The organism is Antarcticibacterium arcticum, assembly GCF_007993795.1.
Taxonomy (GTDB): Bacteria; Bacteroidota; Bacteroidia; order Flavobacteriales; family Flavobacteriaceae; genus Gillisia; species Gillisia arctica.
Genome location: NZ_CP042476.1, coordinates 1,782,033 through 1,801,565, shown reverse-complemented (window position 1 = coordinate 1,801,565; position 19,533 = coordinate 1,782,033). Strand labels below are relative to the sequence as shown.

The 19,533-nt window shown below is 40.1% G+C and carries 14 protein-coding genes, 1 other RNA gene and 1 pseudogene; 10 read left to right on the top strand and 6 right to left on the bottom strand.

Annotation, left to right across the window (positions count from 1 at the left end; genetic code table 11):
* Positions 1 to 179: 179 nt before the first annotated feature.
* Positions 180 to 579: a transfer-messenger RNA gene (ssrA, locus tag FK178_RS08145) on the bottom strand.
* 129 nt (positions 580 to 708) lie between these two features.
* Between ssrA and FK178_RS08140 the strand changes: the two genes are divergently transcribed.
* A complete protein-coding gene (locus FK178_RS08140) occupies positions 709 to 1,935 on the top strand; it encodes an NAD(P)-dependent oxidoreductase (protein WP_146833330.1) in 1,227 nt (408 codons plus the stop codon).
* Positions 1,928 to 2,761 carry an endonuclease/exonuclease/phosphatase family protein gene (locus FK178_RS08135; RefSeq protein ID WP_146833327.1) on the top strand — a complete coding sequence of 278 codons (834 nt, stop codon included), beginning with the start codon at positions 1,928 to 1,930 and terminating at the stop codon, positions 2,759 to 2,761. Before FK178_RS08140 ends, FK178_RS08135 begins: the two co-directional genes overlap by 8 nt.
* A 111-nt stretch (positions 2,762 to 2,872) precedes the next feature.
* Here FK178_RS08135 and FK178_RS08130 read toward each other — a convergent pair whose 3' ends face one another.
* Complete coding sequence (locus FK178_RS08130) at positions 2,873 to 4,399, bottom strand: mechanosensitive ion channel (protein WP_146833324.1); 1,527 nt, start codon at positions 4,397 to 4,399, stop codon at positions 2,873 to 2,875.
* 222 nt (positions 4,400 to 4,621) lie between these two features.
* Positions 4,622 to 5,440, bottom strand: a complete 819-nt coding sequence (gene kdsA, locus FK178_RS08125; protein WP_146833321.1) for a 3-deoxy-8-phosphooctulonate synthase — start codon at positions 5,438 to 5,440, stop codon at positions 4,622 to 4,624.
* Positions 5,441 to 5,589: 149 nt separating this feature from the next.
* Between kdsA and FK178_RS08120 the strand changes: the two genes are divergently transcribed.
* The 3 genes from FK178_RS08120 (at position 5,590) to FK178_RS08110 (ending at position 8,330) form a co-directional block, all read left to right on the top strand.
* Positions 5,590 to 6,075, top strand: a complete 486-nt coding sequence (locus FK178_RS08120; protein ID WP_146833317.1) for a DinB family protein — start codon at positions 5,590 to 5,592, stop codon at positions 6,073 to 6,075.
* Positions 6,076 to 6,168: 93 nt separating this feature from the next.
* Positions 6,169 to 7,968 (top strand): translational GTPase TypA, encoded by a 1,800-nt coding sequence (typA, locus tag FK178_RS08115; RefSeq protein WP_205677177.1) that lies wholly within the window; start codon positions 6,169 to 6,171, stop codon positions 7,966 to 7,968.
* A 104-nt stretch (positions 7,969 to 8,072) separates the two neighbouring features.
* Complete coding sequence (locus FK178_RS08110; protein WP_146833309.1) at positions 8,073 to 8,330, top strand: uroporphyrinogen decarboxylase; 258 nt, start codon at positions 8,073 to 8,075, stop codon at positions 8,328 to 8,330.
* Positions 8,331 to 8,604: 274 nt separating this feature from the next.
* Here the strand turns inward: FK178_RS08110 and FK178_RS08105 are convergent.
* Positions 8,605 to 9,287, bottom strand: a pseudogene (locus FK178_RS08105) (cell division ATP-binding protein FtsE).
* A 166-nt stretch (positions 9,288 to 9,453) separates the two neighbouring features.
* Between FK178_RS08105 and FK178_RS08100 the strand changes: the two are divergent.
* The 4 genes from FK178_RS08100 to FK178_RS08085 all read left to right on the top strand — a co-directional run bounded on the left by FK178_RS08100 (position 9,454) and on the right by FK178_RS08085 (position 17,365).
* The gene (locus FK178_RS08100) at positions 9,454 to 12,474 is read left to right on the top strand and encodes a tetratricopeptide repeat protein (protein ID WP_146833306.1); all 3,021 of its coding nucleotides are present in this window, start codon (positions 9,454 to 9,456) and stop codon (positions 12,472 to 12,474) included.
* Positions 12,475 to 12,505: 31 nt separating this feature from the next.
* Complete coding sequence (locus FK178_RS08095) at positions 12,506 to 14,251, top strand: porin family protein (RefSeq protein ID WP_146833303.1); 1,746 nt, start codon at positions 12,506 to 12,508, stop codon at positions 14,249 to 14,251.
* 272 nt (positions 14,252 to 14,523) lie between these two features.
* Complete coding sequence (locus FK178_RS08090) at positions 14,524 to 15,651, top strand: hypothetical protein (protein ID WP_146833300.1); 1,128 nt, start codon at positions 14,524 to 14,526, stop codon at positions 15,649 to 15,651.
* Between the two features lie 73 nt (positions 15,652 to 15,724).
* Positions 15,725 to 17,365, top strand: coding sequence for an amidohydrolase (locus FK178_RS08085; RefSeq protein ID WP_146833297.1), 1,641 nt, complete (start codon positions 15,725 to 15,727; stop codon positions 17,363 to 17,365).
* A 76-nt stretch (positions 17,366 to 17,441) separates the two neighbouring features.
* Here the strand turns inward: FK178_RS08085 and FK178_RS08080 are convergent, their stop codons facing one another.
* Both FK178_RS08080 and FK178_RS08075 read right to left on the bottom strand, forming a co-directional pair.
* A complete protein-coding gene (locus tag FK178_RS08080; protein ID WP_146833295.1) occupies positions 17,442 to 18,212 on the bottom strand; it encodes a hypothetical protein in 771 nt (256 codons plus the stop codon).
* A gap of 57 nt (positions 18,213 to 18,269) precedes the next feature.
* Positions 18,270 to 19,019, bottom strand: a complete 750-nt coding sequence (locus FK178_RS08075) for a class I SAM-dependent methyltransferase (protein WP_146833292.1) — start codon at positions 19,017 to 19,019, stop codon at positions 18,270 to 18,272.
* 11 nt (positions 19,020 to 19,030) lie between these two features.
* Here FK178_RS08075 and FK178_RS08070 point away from each other — a divergent pair, with 11 nt between their 5' ends.
* Positions 19,031 to 19,525 (top strand): YkgJ family cysteine cluster protein, encoded by a 495-nt coding sequence (locus FK178_RS08070; RefSeq protein WP_146833289.1) that lies wholly within the window; start codon positions 19,031 to 19,033, stop codon positions 19,523 to 19,525.
* Positions 19,526 to 19,533: the final 8 nt, after the last annotated feature.

The window sequence follows — 19,533 nt, the reverse complement described above, 5'->3', positions numbered from 1 at the left end:
TAGCTGCGCTTGATTGTGGAGTCGGAGGCTTTGCAGAACCCTTGGAACTTCTCATTAGGAAATGCAGCTATGCCCGACCGTCCCTCCCGGGACGGGCGTCTTAAAACATAAAAATTCCGCTCAAACTAAAACTTTTGGCGGAATTTTTACTTTTTCAATCCGCGGCATAGCCGCGCTTCATGTGGAGTCGGAGGGTTTCGAACCCTCGTCCAAACAAGTAATTCAGAAGCTTTCTACACGTTTATTTTTCGCTTGGTTTTCGATGTAAGACCGGCCGAAAACCACCAATCTTACACTTATCCTCAATTAGATTTCAGAAGAACATCAAGGCCCTGCGCTTCCTATATTTACTTTTTCGGTGTCTCGGGTGTGGCCGCCGTAAATCAAGGCTTCCACGAGACATCTCGGCTCCCTACCTTGTAGGGACTAAGATAATCCTACTATAATTCAGATTATGCAGCCAAGGCGTAGTTATTCTCGCCGTTTAAAAAGTGTGAAATATGAGATTTAAGAGCTATATCCCAGCGCTCTACGTGCTTACAACTCAATTAGACTCGCTGTCAAATCCAAGTCGACCCCATAATTTCAAGAACTTTCCCCTGTAAACCTGCCTTCAACGACAAGCTTCCACGGGCGAAGATGCAAAGATACAGTTTAAAATTTATATCTTTGAACAACTCCCGTATATAAACAAAACTTATACCAAACATGATCAAATTTGCCCTTATCAAAGAACGAAAAACACCGCCGGACCGCCGCGTGGTTTTTTCTCCTGAAAAGCTGAGAGAAGCCGCATCAATATTTCCCGAAGCCGGCTTTAAAGTCGAAGCTTCAGAGGTGCGCATATTTAAAGACGCGGAGTACACGGCAGCAGGTTTTGAGGTGGCTAATGATGTTTCAGATTGTGATGTAATGCTGGGGGTTAAGGAAGTTCCGGTTAATTACCTTATACCCAACAAAAAATATTTTTTCTTCTCTCATACCATCAAAAAACAACCCTACAACCGAAATTTATTAAGGGCAGTTTTGGAAAAGAACATCGAGTTATTTGACCACGAGGTGATCGTTAAAGATAATAATCAGAGGCTTATTGGTTTTGGCCGTTATGCAGGTTTGGTAGGTGCATATAACGGTATTCGTGGCCTGGGTTTGAAAGACGGAAATTTTAATCTTCCCAAAGCGGAAGAACTGTCTGGGCTGGATGCTATGCTTTTAGAACTCGACAGGATTAAACTGCCTGTAAAAAAGATACTTTTAACGGGGAGTGGAAAAGTAGCTCACGGTGCCCGGGAGATCCTGGACCATTTAAATGTTGAGCAGGTAGATGTTGAGAGTTATTTGACAAAAGAGTATGATCACCCCGTTTATTGTCTTATTGATGTAATGGATTACAATAAACGGAAGGATGGAAATACGGGTTCAAATAATGAATTTTATAACAATCCGGGGGAATACACCTCCAATTTTATGCGGTTTGCAAAATTGACCAATATTTTTATTGCGGGTCATTTTTATGGAACCGGGGCACCTTTATTTTTTACCAAAGAAGAGGCCAGATCCCCCGATTTTAATATTGAGCTTATTGCAGATATTTCCTGTGATATCGATGGCCCCATTGCCAGTACTATTCGGTCCTCAACTATAGCAGACCCTTTTTATGGTTATGACCGTAATACCGGTACCGAAATTGATTTTCGCTCTAAAAATGCCATAACTGTTATGGCTGTAGACAATTTACCTTGTGAACTACCCCGGGATGCCAGTGAAGGTTTTGGGGATATGTTCCTGGAACATGTAATCCCTGCATTTTTTAACCAGGATAAGGACGGGATCCTGGCCAGGGCGAAAATGACCGAAAATGGGAAACTTACCCCAAAATTTCAATATCTGCAGGAATACGTTGATGGCGAACCTAAAAAAAATGAATATGCGTAAACTTTTTTTCATTGTTTTCTTTAATCTTATCCTGGCCTTTTCAATAAACGCCCAGGTTAAAGTAATGTCCTATAACATCAAATATGCTAATGAAAATGATGGCGAAAACAGCTGGTCCCTTCGGAAGGATTTTCTTACCAGGCAGATAAAGTTTTATGAGCCACATATTTTCGGAGTTCAGGAAGCAGTTTTTCTTCAAATGGAACATTTTACCGAAAACTTACCTAATTATAAATATGTAGGCGTAGGAAGGGAAGATGGAAAAACCGCGGGCGAGTACAGCGCGATTTTCTATGATTGTACCCGCTACAAAGTTATTATGGAGGATACCTTCTGGCTTTCACAAAGCCCGGGGAAGGTCTCGGTAGGATGGGATGCGGCTATGGAAAGAGTTTGTACCTATGCTTTATTTGAATCTAAGGAGACCAAAGAAAAATTTTGGGTGTTCAATACACATTTTGACCACGTAGGGGAACAGGCGAGAAAAGAAAGTGTAAAACTTATTTTATCAAAAATTAAAGAATTAAATACATCCTCTCTACCTGTTATATTGATGGGCGACCTAAATCTGGAACCCTCCCATGAAAGCATAAAATTACTCGCAGAAAAAATGCACGATTCCCGGGAGTACGCAAAGCTTGTATTTGGCCCTGAAGGAACATTTAATGCTTATAACTTCAATGCCCCGGTTACCCGTCGAATTGACTATATCTTTACCGGAAAAGAAGGTATAGAGGTGCTGAAATATGCAGTGTTAAGTGATTCCTGGGATCTTAAATATCCTTCAGATCATTTGCCAGTGTTTGTTGAACTTCAGTTTAAATAATTATTTAAATCTCTCAATATTTGGGACCCGTGAGGTTTTATCCTCACCTTGATATAATACAAAAATCCCCCGCCAGTAGCGGGGGATTTTTTAATTTAAACATGATACAACTTATAAAAGCGGCTCATTTGGATCATCTCTTCTACGCGGGTCATTGGGATCAAAACCGGATGTGTCATCATCATCTGACCTTCTGTAAGGCTTTTCAGGATTTTGAGGATCGCGCGTAATTCCACCCTGGTTGGGATCTTCAGGGCGATGTGGTCGGTTTTCGGTTCCTTTCACATCTGCCGGATAATCTGGATCAGGGTTCCCGCTAAAAGGTCGGTCTGTTCTGCTGGTTGGTTCATCAGGCCTGCCGGAAGGGCGATCGAAACTTCCCTGTTCCCCGGTCCTGAATTGATCTCCCCTGTTTGGGGTAGGGCGGTTCCTTGAAAGATCAGGAGTTTTTTCAGCAGGAATTTCTGCTGCCTCCGCACGAACCTTTTTTATAATATCCCTGAAATGTTCACCCGCAGCATCGCGGCCTCCAAGACCATAACTAAGCGCAACTGCCACAGCAATGGCACCAAGAATAAGCCCAAAGGCAAGTTCTACTATCTCATTTGCAATTCCCATAGTACGAAGTGCTATGGCAATGAACAAGGCCAGGGAAGCCCATCTCACTATTCCTGCAATAAAAGTGTTGTTGCTGGAACGGGTCATTGTGTTGTAAATAAGCAGAGAGATATAATTACCAATGGCGAGAATGATCAAACCAAAGATAATTTGTCCTGTTACTTCCAGGATCTCATTTAAAATGATGCTTAGCCTGTCTAATCCCAGGATATCTACTGCGGTAATAATACCAAAGAATACCAGGAAGAAATAAATTAGATTGGCAAAGATCTTAGATAGGGATTGATTGGCCCCTATCATATTATGTATCTGAATTTTTTCGGCTGCATTATCCAGACCCAGGCTCCTGAAAAGATCTTCAAGGAAATTGGCAAGATATTTTCCACCCCAAATAAATACTATTAGAATAATGGCTGCAACAAGGATCTGTCCAATCATTTCGGTAAATGCGTAAAGAATATCATTTGCCGGTTGGGAGATCGCATCCATTTGCAGGGCATTAAAAGCCTGTATTAGAAAGGGTATAAAGATTACAATAAATACCACTTTTCTTAAGATACGTACTAGTTTATCTGTATCCTTAAAGCCTGTACGGTCAACGAACTTGTCCAGTACACTCCCGCCAATATGGACAAGGTTGGAAACAAATTTTGCCAGTAAATATCCTATAAAACCTATAAGGATCGCACCTATAAGATTAGGAATAAAGAGCAGGAATTCATTAAGCATATTCCCCAGTGGTGCAAGGGCTTCATTAATTCCAAGAACTTCAAGCACAACCAGTATTACAATTATCATTAACAAATAATACACAATATTGGCCAGGAAAACATTGGTATCCCCTTCAGTGGTTTTACCAAATACTTTTTCATCCCAGTGGGTCCTCCTCAGTAATTTTACAATTAGGGCTTTAATACCCCTGGCAATAAGCCATCCAATTAAAAGGATCAACAACGCGGCAAGAAGATCGGGGAGGAAATTTATTACCCGATTGCCGAAATATTCAAATTCATTTTCCATTATTATATAATTTTTGGTTATTAATAATTAAATTATGGAATATGTATTAGAGGTAAGGTTCTATTAACAATAGTTTAGTTTTAATAAAACAAAACCTGTTAAAACTACCAGAAATTAAATCGATTAAAAGTCAAACGCTTTTAACACTATATTAAAAAACCCAGGAAAAATTAATTTTTCCTGGGTTATGAAATTTCAAATATCCTGACCGGCAGGTGTTCATTAAAAATTATTGATGGTTTTTCTGATGGCTACCAGATGACTCAGCAGTTTTTCGAGATATTGGATATCCAGCATATTTGCCCCGTCACTCTTTGCATTGGCAGGATCAAAATGGGTTTCAATGAATAAACCATCTACATTATTCACAACGCCTGCGCGGGCAATTGTCTCGATCATATCTGGCCTGCCGCCGGTCACCCCACTGGTTTGATTGGGTTGTTGCAGGGAATGGGTGACATCCAGCACTACCGGGGCATATTCCCGCATGGTGGGAATTCCGCGAAAATCTACGATCATATCCTGATAACCAAACATGGTGCCCCTGTCTGTGATCATTACCTGTTCATTTTTGCAATCTTTAACCTTGGTAACCGCATGTTTCATGCTCTCGGGGCTCATAAACTGTCCTTTCTTAAGGTTAACCACTTTCCCGGTGTTGGCTGCCGCTACTACCAGGTCTGTCTGCCGCACCAAAAAGGCCGGAATCTGTAGAATATCAACATATTCGGCTGCCATCGCCGCATCGCTTATTTCGTGAATATCTGTAATGGTTGGGATATGGAATGTTTCAGAGACCTTCCTAAGGATTTTGAGTGCTTTTTCATCCCCAATTCCTGTGAAACTATCTATCCTGCTGCGGTTGGCTTTTTTGAAAGAACCCTTAAACACATAGGGAATTTGAAGTTTATCTGTAATCTCAACAATTTTTTCAGCTATCCTCAATGCCATTTCTTCCCCTTCAATGGCACAGGGCCCAGCAAGAAGGAAGAAATTATTGGCATCAATATGTTTTAAATTTGGAATGTTATCAAGTTTCATAGGAAAAAATATTTCGGCAAAGATAAATCATTTAACCGGGCACACCAATTTGTGCTTCGTCCGGCACTTTGGTAAAACTTTAAATAAAGTTAAACTTATAATTATAAATTTCCTGATTTGCTAAATTGGTCTAATCTTAAAATAAAAATATGGAATTGAAAGATCTATTGATCCCCGAACTTCAATATGAAGTGGTTTTAACCGAAAAATTCTTAAACCGGATCCCTGCCGACAAAATGGACTGGAGGCCGCATCCAAGGTCAATGAGTATTAGGGAACTTGCCAATCACCTGGCAGAAATTCCCGGTTATATAGCAGCCATAATGCATATGGAAGTAATGGATATCTCGGGTTACAAGTCACCCTCCCACAATTCTGTAGAAGATATTATTAAACTTCTCAAGGAAAATACCAATAATGCTGAAAAGGCCCTTCGCCAACCAAACAGCGAATACGAAGGTTTGTGGAAATTAACCCGGGAAGGCAAAACGTTGGTAGAAATGCCGCGTATTAATATGCTGCGGTCTATGGCCTTCAACCAGTTGCCTCATCACCGGGCACAGTTAGGCGTTTATTTCAGGTTACTGGATATACCGGTTCCCGCAACATACGGTCCTTCTGCCGATGAAAATTAACCAATTTTCCCCGCAATTTTAATAGCTAAATCCTTGTGCTGTAATTCATAAAATAAAGCGTACCTTTGCAGCCTTAAAAATGAGGCGCTTATTATGACAGCTATTAAAAACATTGCAATTATTGCTCACGTTGACCACGGTAAAACAACCCTGGTTGATAAAATTATGTACCATTGCCACCTTTTCCGCGACAATGAAAATACGGGAGATCTTATTCTTGACAGTAATGATCTTGAGAGAGAACGCGGTATTACAATTACCTCTAAAAACGTATCTGTAGTTTATAAGGATACCAAGATCAATATTATTGATACCCCAGGTCACGCCGATTTTGGTGGGGAGGTTGAAAGAGTTTTGAATATGGCCGATGGGGTTTTACTTCTTGTAGATGCTTTTGAAGGACCAATGCCTCAAACACGTTTCGTACTGCAAAAAGCAATAAACCTTGGATTAAAGCCATGTGTTGTTATTAATAAAGTAGATAAGCCTAACTGTACTCCGGAAGAGGTGCACGAAAAGGTTTTTGACCTTATGTTTGAATTGGGTGCCGAAGAATGGCAGCTGGATTTTCCAACAGTGTACGGTTCTGCTTTAAACAATTGGATGAGCGATGATCCTGCAGTACAAACTGATAGTATTGAGCCATTGCTTGATATGGTATTAAACCATGTTCCTTCTCCTGTTGTAAGTGAAGGTACGCCTCAAATGCTTATCACTTCCCTTGATTTCTCGTCCTTTACAGGAAGGATCGCTATTGGGAGATTACAACGTGGTACCCTTAAGGAGGGAATGCAGGTTGCTCTTGTAAAGCGTGATGGAACGATAAAGAAAACAAAAATTAAAGAACTTTTTACTTTTGAAGGTTTAGGCAAGAAAAAAGTAAAAGAAGTTATAGCCGGAGACATATGTGCACTGGTAGGACTTGAAGGTTTTGAGATTGGTGATACTGTTGCCGATGTTGAAAATCCTGAAGGTTTAAAAACCATTGCAATTGATGAGCCTACCATGAGTATGCTTTTCACCATTAACGATTCACCTTTCTTTGGACAGGATGGAAAGTTTGTAACCTCAAGACACATTAAAGATCGCCTTACCAAGGAATTGGAAAAAAACCTTGCATTGCGCCTTGAAGAAACCGGTAGTGCCGATAAATTCCTGGTTTTCGGACGAGGGATCATGCACCTTTCTGTTCTTATTGAAACAATGAGACGTGAAGGATACGAATTACAAATTGGACAGCCACAGGTTATCATTCGTGAAATTGACGGGGTTAAATGTGAGCCGGTAGAAGAATTGACCATTGACCTTCCTGAAAATGTTTCCGGAAAAGCAGTGGAAATGGTAACTATAAGAAAAGGTGAACTTCTTAGCATGGAAACCAAAGGTGAGCGTATGATCATCCAGTTCATGATCCCTTCCAGGGGTATTATTGGTTTGAGAAATCAATTGCTTACCGCAACCGCAGGTGAGGCCATTATGGCGCACAGGTTTAGAGAGTATCAGCCTTTAAAAGGTGGTATTCCTGAAAGACAGAATGGTTCTCTTATCTCTATGGAAAAAGGTAAAGCAATTCCATATTCAATTGATAAATTACAGGACCGCGGAAGATTTTTCGTGGAGCCGGGGGAAGATATCTATGAAGGACAGGTAATTGGAGAAAACTCCCGCCAGGATGATATCGCGGTGAACATCACCAAGACCAAGAAACTTTCTAACGTTCGTTCTTCCGGGGCCGATGATAAAGCAAGGATCTTTCCTGCTATCAAATTCTCATTGGAAGAGGCGCTGGAATTCATTCAAAAGGATGAGTACGTTGAGGTAACTCCAAACTTTATCCGTTTGCGTAAAGTGTACCTTACAGAGAATGAGCGTAAGAGAAATAAGATTAATTAGAACCTGGGTTCTTCTGAAGAATAATTAATTAAAAGCAGTCTTTTCTTTTTGAAAAGGCTGCTTTATTTATTTTAGTAAATTCGTGACCAAATTTAATTAACCCTATGGAAATTCTTGGAATATCATATATTGAATGGATAGGCTACGCCGCCTCCCTTTTTGTACTTCTTTCTTTTTTAATGCGGAATATTACCACCCTGCGCTATGTGAACAGCATTGGATGTTTGTTCTTTGTGGCATATGGTATCCTGCTTGATTCCTGGCCTATTATAATAACTAATGTGGCCATTGTATGTGTAAATGTCTATTATCTATTCATAAATAAAAAGACGCCGGTGCCGGCTGATGCGGTGAAACCGTAATTTCAAGTTAAAAAGTTAAAAAGTCAAAGAGGAAAAGAGGGAAAGAGAAGTTGTGAGTTAAGAATATTTAAGAGTAAAAAAGTCAAAGAGAAAAAGAGGAAATGGTAGAAGAAAAAGTTTGGGGTTAAAATCTACTCTTTAAGAAACCTTAAAATTAGAACCTTCAACTTTGATCCTTAAACCTTGAACTTTGAATTTTAAACTCTTTCCTTAAATCTTAAACTTTGAACTTTAAACCTATACAGTCCACAATCTACATTATACAATATAAATTTTAAAGCGTTTTCTGCACCACTTCAAATACCCTTTCGCCGTCACATTTTAGCGTTTTAGAAGGATATTTCAGCAGCAATGCATAATCGTGGGTGGCCATAAGTATGGTATTTCCGTTTTTGCTTATTTCCTGCAACACTTCCATAACTTCTACAGAGGTTTGGGGATCCAGGTTTCCCGTAGGTTCATCGGCAAGGATAAGCTCAGGATCATTCAGCAGGGCACGGGCAATAGCGATTCGCTGTTGTTCCCCCCGGAGAGTTGATATGGAAATTTAAAACCTTTGGTCTTCATTCCCACTTTATCCAGGACTTCATCAATTCTGCGCTCAATTGAGGACTTTTCTTTCCAGCCCGTAGCTTTAAGCACAAACATCAGGTTGTCCCGCACATTCCGGTCATTCAGCAGCTTAAAATCCTGGAAGACAACACCCAGTTTTCGTCTTAAAAATGGGATGTCCTTTTCCTTTAAGGTTCTTAAATTATAGTCAACAATAGTACCCTCACCTTCAGTCAAAGGAAGATCCCCGTAAAGGGTTTTCATAAAACTACTTTTTCCGGTACCGGTCTTACCTATTAGATAAACAAAATCACCTTTGTAGATGGTGACGTCAACTTCAGATAAGATAAGGTTTTCACGCTGATATATGGCGGCGTTCTTAAGTTCCAGGACAGTTTGTGACATTGAGACTTGGGGTTTTCTAATTGTATAACGTAAAATTATGGGTAAATATACATTAATCAAATGTTGACAAAATACTTTTTTGCACATTAACATAATTAACCGGCCATAGGTGCGTTATAAAATGAGTGTTTAAGTATCTTTGAAACATCAACCTAAAACCTTTTTAATGACACGAAAATTTGCCTCTTTACTCGTTGTTTTTTTTCTATCAATAACTACCCACTTTGCACAACAATCTGCCATCTACACCAATGACCTGGTAAAATTCAACCGGGCGCTGGAATTATACAATAATGAGCAGTACCTGGCGGCCCAAACTTTGTTTGATGATGTAAAGGACGAAACCAATGATGAGAAAATAAAATCTGACGCTGCTTACTATATAGCCAATGCCGCTGTGAGATTGGGGCAACCGGGCGCCGACCAGTTAATGCAGGATTTTGTAGACCGGTATCCCACCAGCACCAAAAGAAATTCTGCCTTTCTCGATGTTGCCGATTTCTATTTCGAAACAGGGAAATATACCCTTGCCAGAAAATGGTATGACAAGGTAGATGAAAAAGGGATGAGCCGCGCCGAACGCGATCGCTATTATTTTAACAACGGTTATGCGTACTTTTCCAATAAGCAGTATGAAGAGGCGCAGAAATACCTGAATAGGGTAAGAGACTCAAAGGAGTATGGCTCTCAGGCAAAATACTACCTGGGGTATATGGCCTATGAAGGGGATGATTACCAGGAGGCTAATGAACTCTTTGAAGAGGTTAAGGATAACGACCGATACCAGGAAAACCTTTCCTATTTCCAGGCAGATATGAACTTCAAACTTGGAAATTTCGAGAAAGCCATAGAACAGGGGCTTGAGCAACTTCCAAAAGCCAATCGCAACGAGATCTCCCAATTGAATAAAATAATAGGGGAGAGCTACTTCAACCTTCAGCAATATGACAAGGCAATTCCTTATTTAAAGGAATATAAAGGATTACGCGGAAAATGGACAAACACAGATTACTACCAGCTAGGATATGCTTATTTCAGGCAGGGAGATTTTGAGAACGCGGTTTCTGAATTCAATAAGATCATTGGAGGTAGTAATGCTATTGCGCAAAACGCCTATTATCATCTTGCACAATCTTATTTAAACCTGGAACAAAAACAGCAGGCATTGAATGCTTTTAAGAATGCCAGCGAAATGGAATTTGATGCAAAGATCCAGGAAGATGCCTATTTAAACTATGCCAAATTGAGTTATGAAATAGGGAACAGTTATACCAGTCCTTCCAGGGTTTTATTGGGCTATCTTGAGAAATATCCTAATACGCCCGTAAAACAGGAAATGGAATCCCTTTTAATAGATTCATTTATAACCTCCGGGAATTTCCAGGAAGCGATGAACCTTTTGGAAAATAACCGAAACTTCAGCGACAAGGTTGCCTACCAGAAAGTGGCCTTTTATTATGGTCTTGAACTTTATAATGAAGGGAACTACAGGGATGCAAGTGTGAACTTTGATAAATCCCTCTCCGAACGAAGGGATCCTGTAATTACGGCCAGAGCCACCTTTTGGAAGGCTGAAAGCGACTTTAATCTTAACCGCTTAAGAGAAGCCTTAATTGGATACCGTGAATTTGCGGGTATGAGTGGGGCTAAAGGAACTCCGGAAATGGAAAATCTGGATTACAATATTGCCTATGCTTATTTTAAACAAAAGGAATACGCGCAGGCTATAGAATATTTTAACCGTTTTGCCAATAATTCAGGTAAGGACAAGGCCCGCCGAAATGATGCCTATACCCGCTTAGGCGATACCTATTTTGTAACAAGTAAATACTGGCCTGCAATGGAATCTTATGACAAGGCCATACAAATGAACCTTGGGAATACAGATTATGCGGCCTACCAAAAAGCCATAAGCTATGGTTTTGTAGGAAGGAATGACAGCAAGATCCAGGAGCTTGGAGGATTTGCCAACAGGTATCCGCGATCTTCCTATCGGGATGATGCCCTATATGAATTGGGGAACACCTATCTGGCAATGGAAAATACCTCCCAGGCAATTGAAACCTATAACCGCTTAATTCGCGATATTCCAGGGAGTGCTTTCGTGCCCCAGGCGATCCTAAAACAGGGATTGATCTATTATAACGGGAACCAGAATGATAAAGCCCTGGAAAGGTTCAAGAAGGTAGTGGCCGATTATCCAAACACTCCCGAATCTATGCAGGCTGTGTCTTCGGCAAGACTTGTTTATATAGACCTTGGCCGCACAGATGAATATGCCAAGTGGGTGAGAAATGTAGATTTTGTTGAGGTAAGTGATGCCGATCTTGATAATACCACTTTTGAGTCGGCAGAGAAGCAATACCTTGAAAACAATACCGCAGCTGCAAGTACAAGTTTTGCAAATTATATCAAGAACTTCCCGAATGGGTTACATTCCCTTAAAGCCAATTTCTACCTGGCCCAGATCTATTTTAGGGATGGTAAAAAGGACGATGCCATAAAACACTACCGTTTTGTAGTTGAAAAGCCGCGCGGCGAATTTTCGGAACAGGCACTTGCCCGTTTATCACAGATCTATCTTGAAAAGAGAAATTATAAAGATGCGTTGCCATTGCTAAGCAGATTGGAGAATGAGGCAGATTTTGCCCAGAATGTTACCTATGCCCAATCCAATTTGATGAAATCGCATTATGAGCTTAAGGATCATAATAAAGCGGTTGCATATGCTGAAAAGGTTCTGGCCACGCCATCTATAGAGAACAATGTAAAGAGTGATGCACAAATCATTATTGCCCGCTCTGCCATGGAAACGGGTAATGAGGCCAAGGCAAAAAATGCCTATGCTGAGGTTCTTAAAATTGCCAAGGGAGAACTAGCGGCTGAAGCCTTGTATTATGATGCCTACTTTAAGAACAAAGCAGCAAATTTCCAGGCCTCAAACGAAGCAGTACAAAAACTGGCGAAGGACTACTCTGCCTTCAAATATTATGGCGCAAAAGGCCTTGTGTTAATGGCCAAAAACTTTTATGCCCTTAAAGACGCGTACCAGGCTACTTATATCCTGGACAACGTAATAACCAACTTTAAGGAGTATCCGGATGTGGTGAGTGAAGCGAAGACAGAGCTTAACCGTATCAAAGCCATGGAAGCAAGGACCAATGCCTCTGTAGAACCCAACAACTAATAATCTAAAATCTAACTTTAAGAACTTCTCTATGCAAATTCTTTCAATTAAAAGAAGCCTTTTCATACTTTCCTTTCTATTTTCCGGTTTCATTTTCGCTCAGGACAGACCCCTGGGCGGCGAAACGGTTATTGTTGTAAAGCCGTACACCCCCTCTGTGAATGATGCTTTTAAGATTAAGGAAACGCCCACTATGGGAGACTCTGTGAGTCTGGAGAAAAAACCTGTTAAATACAGTATATTTTCGGTACCTGTGGCATCTACATTTACCCCCACCAAAGGGCAGGCAACCACGGTAGAAAGAGCCAAAAGAGTAAAATTGTATAACAATTATGCTACGCTTGGATTTGGAACATATTCTACAGCCCTGGCTGAATTTTACAGTAATATGGAGGTGAACCGAAGCGATAACTTTGGGGTTTTCCTTACCCATAACTCTTCACAGGGCGGGATTAAGGAAGTGATCCTTGATGATAAATTCTATAATACAGAACTTAACCTTAATTACAATTCCCGTAACCGTAACAGTTCCTGGAATACAGAGCTTGGATTGCAACATCAGTTGTTCAACTGGTATGGCTTGCCCGAGAAAATAACTTTTACAGATGAAGTTCTGGGAAGAATTGAACCAGCTCAAAATTATTATTCAGCAATTATTGGAGGTGAATTGGAGCTCTACGATTCTTTCTTTGAAAGAGCTTCAGCCAATTACAGGTTTTTTGGAGATTCCCACAGTTCTACAGAGCACAACTTTAAAACAGATGCATTTTTCGAGGTAACAATTGCAGATGAGCTTATAAACACACACATCACTGCCGATGTGGTCAATGGAAGTTTCGTAAATAGTTTTGATTTTAACGAGCCATATCCAAATGATTATACTTTCGTAAATGTGGGAATTGCACCAAGCCTTTTGATCTTAAGGGATGACCTTACCGTAAATCTTGGAGCAGGTTTCTTCTATTCCCTGAATGCTGAGAACAGCAAAAACAGCTTTTATATTTATCCAAAAGTAAATGCGAGTTACAGGCTTGGGGGAGATTATTTTATACCTTATGCAGGCCTGGAAGGGAATTTAACCCAAAACACCTATTACGCATTCGCACAGGAGAATCCATTTGTGTCGCCAACATTAGGTATCCAGCCTACAGATATGCCTTATGATGCCTATCTGGGAGCAAAAGGGGCGCTTTCCAACAGCATTGCCTATAATCTTAGGGGAAGCTATACTTCTGAGTTTAATAAAGCCCTGTTTTTAAGAAATGCCTATGTGCCAAACCAGGTTGAAAATTATTCCTACGGAAATTCCTTCGGGGTAGTTTATAATGATGTGAATACCTTATCATTTTTTGGGGAGATCGTTGTAGATATTAAAAGGAACTTTAAACTGGGAATGAATGCTTCATATTTTAGTTATTCTGTAGATACCGAAGGAGACAACGCGGCAGAAGCATGGAACCTTCCGGAATTTAAGGCATCTGTAACTGCAGATTACCAGATCACTTCAAAGTGGTTTGCCGGTGCCAATCTTTTCTTTGTAGGGGAAAGACTGGATTTGGAACCTGTAATGACTTTTAATGGCATCTCGGGGAGACAAATGGTAACCCTGGATAGTTTTATTGACCTTAACGCAAATCTTGGTTACCGGTTCAACAATCAGTTATCTGTTTTTGCAAAAGGGAATAACCTTTTAGGAGACAGTTATCAGCGCTGGTCAGGTTTTCCGGTCCAGGGGATCCAGGTGCTTGCAGGGGCCACCTATAAATTTGATTTTTAAAAACTAATAAATTAATATTTATTGAGACCGCCTTTTAAGGCGGTCTTTTTACTTAATATCCTGAAAAAAATCGTTTATTTATGAAATAAAAATGAGTTCCTTATCCATGTTATAAGACTAACCAATTGAATTTTAGGTTTTTAATTTGATCCTTGAAATTTGGTTTCTTAACAATTAAACAACATTGAAATCAAAAATTTAATCCTGAAAGACTGTAATATTGTACGCTGAAAAAAACGTAAAACTTTACCTAACTAATTCGAATCTAATAGATGGCAAAATTTAAACGTAGTGACAGGTCAAGGCCCTATTTGAACATGCTTGATTTTATGGTGCAGGAAAAAACTTTCCTTGCCATTATTATTGCGGGTATTATACTTGCAGGAATTTTTACAAACAACACCCAGGCCGCAATGTGGATTGGGTTTTTCTTTGCTGCCTATGCTACTGTTGCAAATGACAGTATACAGTCCCTGGGAACATTTATAGAAAGTAATAAAGCCCGCAGCTGGTGGGTACTCTGGCTTTTTATAGGTGGAATTTTCCTTTTGGTAGTGAGCTTTAGCTGGGTTTATTTTGATGGGGATGTTACCTATCAACGGCTTTTAAAACCCGATGGGACCACAAGTTACCCTCATCCCGTAAACTTTAGTTTTTTCCAGATCATAGCGCCACTGGTACTGTTAATACTTACCCGACTTAAAATGCCGGTTTCTACAACCTTTCTTATTTTAAGTGTTTTCAGCGCAGATACTTCGGGGATCACCTCTGTTGTTTGGAAAAGCTGGTCCGGTTATATTCTCGCTTTTATTCTGTCATTCCTGGTATGGTATCTATCCTATAATTTCATTAAAAAATTCTTCAAGAGCAGAAAGTTTCACCGGAGTTGGACCATGGTGCAGTGGATAGTGAGTGGTACCTTATGGGGAGTTTGGGTTATGCAGGATGGAGCCAATATAGCGGTTTTCCTTCCCCGGCAGCTTGATTTTACACAATTTGTTATCTTTTCAACAACAATATTTGCCGGTCTTGGATTGCTGTTCTACTTGAGAGGGGATAAGATCCAGGAAGTAGTAAGTGAGAAAGTAAGGATCTCTGATGTTCGCGCGGCAACCCTGGTAGATCTTACCTATGTGATATTACTTATTTATAAGTTGTTCATTAGCACGGTACCTATGAGTACCACCTGGGTTTTCCTTGGTATTATTGGTGGTAGGGAAATTGCGATAAGCCTTGCCCGAACAAAAAAAGGGAAGAAGCACAGGAAAAAAGCCGGAAGGATGATATTCAAGGATTTCTCCTATGCTATGATAGGTTTATTTGTATCCATTGCCCTTGCAGCAGGCGCTAACAGCAGTATTCGTGAGGCGATAATAGATACGGTAGCAAGTTGGTTTTAATTTTTAAGAAGATTTAATTGAAATGCACTCCTTTATAGGGGTGCATTTTTTATTTTTACCCAAAAATATTATTATGCTGAAGAATTTCCTTTTTTCTCTTATCGCTGCTATTCTCTTATTTTCGTGTGCATCTGTTAATAAAGAGGAGGCAGATCTCCTTGTTTTTAATGCGGAAGTTTATACTGTAGACGCTGAATTTAAAATTGCTGAAGCCTTTGCTGTAAAGGATGGTAAATTTCTTGAAACAGGCACTGCTGAAGCCCTGGAGGAAAAATATAATTTTAAAAATAAATTGGATGCAGGCGGAAAAACCATTCTTCCGGGTTTTATTGATGCACATGCACATTTTTACAGAATGGGTCTTGCCCAGCAAACCGTAGATCTTACCGGTACAAAAAGTTTTGGGGAAGTGGTTGCAAGAATCGTGGAATTTCAGGAAGAACGCAATGTTGATTTTATAACCGGCAGAGGTTGGGATCAAAATGACTGGCCGGTGAAGGAATTTCCGTCAAAAGATACTTTGGATATATTGTTTCCAAATACACCGGTAGCTATAACCCGTGTAGATGGGCACGCCTTGCTGGCAAATCAGGTAGCGTTGGATATGGCCGGAATAACTGTAAATACATCTGCGGAAGGTGGTGCAATTGAAATTAAAAATGGTAAACTCACGGGTATCCTTATAGATAATCCTATGGATTTGGTGGGCAAAGCAATGGGAGAACCCTCGCGTGAGGAGCAAATTGATGCACTGCTGGAAGCCCAAAAAATAAGTTTCAGTTATGGTTTAACCACCGTTGTTGATGCCGGAATAGATAAACATACCGTAGAATTAATTGATAGCCTTCAGCAGAAGGAACAATTAAAGGTAAGGATCTATGCTATGTTGAGCAATACGCCCGAAAATCTTGATCATTACCTTGATAAAGATCCTGTGAAGACTGAAAGGTTGAATGTACGCTCGGTTAAGTTTTATGGAGACGGGGCTTTAGGATCCAGAGGAGCTGCTTTAAAAGAACCATATTCAGATCACCCCAACCATTACGGTGCCCTTTTATCACCAGTTGCTGAATTTAGAAAAACTGCAGAGCGGGTTGCTGCTTCAAAGTTTCAGCTAAATACCCACGCAATTGGCGATTCGGCCAATGTGGTGGTGCTTAAAACCTATGCTGATTTATTAAAAGACAATGAGGACCGCAGGTGGAGAGTTGAACACGCCCAGATAATATCACCGGCTGATTTTAAATATTTCAATAAAAATGTAATCCCCTCTGTACAACCAACACATGCTACAAGTGATATGTATTGGGCAGAGGATAGGTTGGGAGCAGACAGGATAAAAGGGGCTTATGCATTTAAATCATTATTAGACCAGGCAGGTATAATCGCCCTTGGAACAGATTTTCCCGTAGAGGATGTAAACCCATTTTATACATTTTATTCAGCTGTTGCCAGAAAAGATCTGGAAAACTATCCCGATGGCGGATATATGCCGGAGGAGGCCCTTTCAAGAGAGGAAACCTTAAAGGGTATGACCTTATGGGCTGCGTACAGCAACTTCGAGGATGAAGAAAAAGGAAGTATAGTTCCCGGGAAGTTTGCCGATTTTATTATTCTTGACAGGAATATAATGAAGGTGAATGAGGATGAGATCCCAAATATTAAGGTTACAGAAACCTGGGTAAACGGGGAAAAGGTTTTTAGCAGGGAGTAAAGAGTATTGAGTATTGAGTATTGAGTATTGAGTAGTGAGAAGGGTTAGAGGCCAGAGTCTGGACTCTCACTTTTCCCTACTTTCCTCCATTAGCCTGAAGGTCTAAAATACACAGGTTATCAAGTTGTGGCAACTGGTTACCATCAACAAGATCTCCCAGGTTATATCCAAACTGTACATTCGCATTCATAAGGCATCCATCTACCTCACAATGCCCGTTGCTGCCATCATCTTCATGATCGCTTTGCAGGGGAGAGCCCAGGTTCACCAACCCGAACAAATGCCCGAATTCATGGTTTACAACCGTACTTTCAACAGTGCTTTTATCGGTAGAATTAAGTCGGTTTGCAATGGTTTGAACGGTCTTGCCATAAATTACCATTGAAGTGTTTCTGTAGGCAGATCCCAGAACGATTTTGGTATTTGTATCATTTTCATTGCTGCCATCAGCAAAATAAATATAAACTGCTATTTCATCCCCGGCATTGAAAGCTGTTCTGTTATCGGCCTCAATTTGAACAATTTCGTTGATGGCAAAAGGAGCCTTATTGGAAGAAGCTACTGCTCTTTTAAAAATGGTGACCCCATCTGGCTTATGGGTCCTTTGTTGTAAAAAGGTTTTGAGATTGTCTACGGTCTTTTGAGAAGGTTCAAAACCGGTTACATAAACCATTTCTACTCGAATAGAGGTGAATTTTTCATCACTCAAAAGATCTGTGGCCGAAGTTCCAAGAGCTTTTAAATTAGCACTTTTATCAATTTTTGAAGACCCTCCCGGATCATCTTTTGTACATCCTGCAAGGACCAGGAAAAGAAACAAAAGGCTTACTAATTTTTTAGGGCTCATTAATGCACGTTTTTCAAAAGGTAAATATAGTAAAAGAATAAACAGAATTTTTGAGGTTTATTCAGGTCTGTTTGCAGGTTTTAAAAGGGCCAGATAATCGAAATGATCTCCCTCTTTCAATAAACTACAGGAAAAACTATTTTTTGAAGCTGCCAGCTGCAGCATTTTAAAATCTATATAAAGCCAGTTAAATATTGGTGAGACCTCATTTTTATAACTGATGCTGTATTGCATTTCGCCATAATAATTGGAATTCATTTCTACCCACAAACCGCCGTCTTCATCTTCATCAAGAAGGTACCGGAGGTCAGATGAATCTATAAGTATCTTCCCGTTGGTGGTTAAAAGCTCTTTACAATGAGTGAAAAAATCATCCAGTTTGTCAAGCTTTCCAATTATTCCGGTTCCGTTCATTAAAAAAAGGAGGGTATCAAATTTTTCATTTTTTAGGTCAAAGAAATCAATACACCTGGTTTTTTTTAAACCCCGTTGAGCTGCAATTTCAATAGCCCCGGGAGAAATGTCAATGGCGGTAACATCAAGTTTTTTGTGCTTCTGGAGGTATAAGGCATGACTTCCTGCCCCACAGCCCACATCCAGCACTTTTCCACTGCAGTTATCAAGCGCAGTACGTTCCAGCAGGGGCATTTCTTTATAATCACGGAATAAATAATGAACGGGTATAACATCGTCATCAAAATCTGGGGAATGGACCAGAATATCTGTAGCATCCTTGTGATGGTAATAAGCTGAAATTGCACTTCCGAAGATATCTGGTTTCGGGGTGTTGCTTTCCTGTTTCTTCATATCTTTGCATAATGGAAGAAATCTTAAAAAATCTCCCTGAAAAGGCCAAAGATAAGCATAAGGAAAATAAAAAGTTCTTTGCAACATTGCGTAAAAAACCACCAAAGCACCTTGATGCCCAAATGGAAGAACTGCATTATGAGGAATTTGAAAAAACCGATTGTCTTAGCTGTGCCAACTGCTGTAAAACTACAGGGCCTTTATTTACCAATAAAGATATTGAGCGAATTTCCAGGCATTTTAGAATGAAGCCAAGTAAATTCATTGAAAATTATCTTCGGGTAGATGAGGATAATGATCATGTGCTTCAACAAGTACCCTGCACATTTCTGGGAAGTGATAATTATTGTTCTATTTATGAGGTAAGGCCAAAAGCCTGCCGGGAATACCCGCATACAGACAGAAAAGATTTTCACAAGATCTCAAATATAACCCTGCAAAATACTTCCATTTGTCCCGCGGCATATAATATTGTTGAAGAAATGAAACGCAGGATGAAAACCTGATTCATAAA